The sequence below is a fragment of the Bradyrhizobium sp. Ses1 genome (assembly GCF_059512365.1).
Genome location: NZ_JCAMOQ010000166.1, coordinates 1 through 1,424 on the forward strand (window position 1 = coordinate 1; position 1,424 = coordinate 1,424).

Annotated in this window: 3 protein-coding genes; 2 read left to right on the top strand and 1 reads right to left on the bottom strand. The window is 59.3% G+C overall.

Annotated elements, in window-relative coordinates:
* Positions 1-197: 197 nt before the first annotated feature.
* Positions 198-434 carry a hypothetical protein gene (locus AC5ZG5_RS46135; protein WP_130231588.1) on the top strand — a complete coding sequence of 79 codons (237 nt, stop codon included), beginning with the start codon at positions 198-200 and terminating at the stop codon, positions 432-434.
* A 107-nt stretch (positions 435-541) separates the two neighbouring features.
* Here the strand turns inward: AC5ZG5_RS46135 and AC5ZG5_RS46140 are convergent, their stop codons facing one another.
* On the bottom strand, positions 542-880 hold the full coding sequence (locus AC5ZG5_RS46140) for a hypothetical protein (RefSeq protein WP_456647248.1): 339 nt from the start codon (positions 878-880) through the stop codon (positions 542-544).
* Here AC5ZG5_RS46140 and AC5ZG5_RS46145 point away from each other — a divergent pair.
* The gene (locus AC5ZG5_RS46145; protein WP_456647247.1) at positions 806-1,291 is read left to right on the top strand and encodes a YdcF family protein; all 486 of its coding nucleotides are present in this window, start codon (positions 806-808) and stop codon (positions 1,289-1,291) included. The genes AC5ZG5_RS46140 and AC5ZG5_RS46145 overlap by 75 nt on opposite strands.
* The last annotated feature ends 133 nt before the right edge of the window (positions 1,292-1,424 follow it).

Genomic DNA, 1,424 nt, shown 5'->3' on the forward strand with positions numbered 1-1,424 from the left:
ATTGCTTCCGGCTGGAGCGTTTGCCGGGTGGGACTTGCACCCACTGGAAAGCGCCGCCTTGTCACGGCGCACACCCGGAGCAGACGTCGGCCGGCTTTTCGTAATGTCGGCTTTCGAAATTTTAATCAATTCGTGACCGTCGAGATCACTAGGTCACAATGCCGGCGCGCTAAACAACCGAGGAGGTTGCCGGGTAAATGTCAAAAGACGAATCGCTTGTAGATGATCTCAAACCCATCCTGTGGAAATGGCTGGTTCGGCTGATTTGGCTGGGCAGCATCGGATTTTTCCAGACTCTCGAACTAATCCGATACGTCAACGGCCAAACTTACAGACCTTTCTTTGCGCTTTATGCGGCGGTGCTGGCTGCTTTCGTTGCGTGGTTCGCAGTGAAGGCGGCGTCAGTCGTATTCCGCAGCCGCGAGAGGCATTGACGCCTTCCCACCATCGGGGCATCCGATGGCAGCGTGGTTAAGTGCTACTTCTGTTGTTGGCCCAGAGACGAAGAACCTCGCACAATTTCGCAAGTCTGCTGCCAACGCTATACCCGACGTGTCGTCGCGCGGCTTTGCATCGCTGCTCGTGACCCATAGCGGGTATTCCGGCCGGAAGCGCTGTTGCCGTAATCAAGCGACAACAAACGTGATTTCGCTCGCGCGACGATGCGCGGCATCGTGCCGCCGGACGCGAGGAGAGCAGTGGGACAGGACCGCAACAATCGCATACCCGACGCGCGGCCGAAATTGCTGCGATCAACGCGACGCATTTTGCCGACACAGCCCTGAAAGCAGCCGATTTGCTCTTCGTGTTCGGCACGTGGCAGGATATCGACCTGCGCGCCGCAAAGGCGTACGAACTCTGGCGCGGGGGCCTTTGCCAATGGGCCATTGTCAGCGGCGGCGTGACCTCCGGCTTGGACGCTTCTGAATGCGCTATCATCAAGCGTGAGATGGTCGCGCGCGGCATGCCGGAGGAAAAAATCCTCGAAGAGCATCGCGCGATGAACACGGGGGAGAACGTTATCTTCTCGCTGCCGGTGATCGATGCGGCGCTGGGACTGAAGAATGTACGCAGCGTGATTTGCCTTGGCAATACCTGGACGGCGCGGCGCTATGCGATGACGCTGCAGCGGCACTGGCCGGAAGTGGAGAAGATGCTGGTGACGATCGATGCGTTCGCAACGCCACGTGCGCTCTGGCACACTAATCCTGAATTCCGCCGTCGCGTGCTGCGCGAGTGGGACAAGATAGAATCCTACAAGGCCCGCGGCTTCATTGCGGAATGGCCATGAGGTGCGCGGCTCTCGTCGCTCGCTTTCATATCAGGCCAACTCTGCGATGTCGCCTGTTGTGAAGGGTTTCGGATGCCGGCCGCATGAGGGAGGTCGCCGCGTGCTCGGCGGCCGGCGTCCGAAAGCCTGCAAG

Bases quoted from the DNA above. Each gene is read 5' to 3' on its own strand.
- AC5ZG5_RS46135 (WP_130231588.1), top strand. From the start codon at position 198: ATGTCAAAAGACGAATCGCTTGTAGATGATCTCAAACCCATCCTGTGG.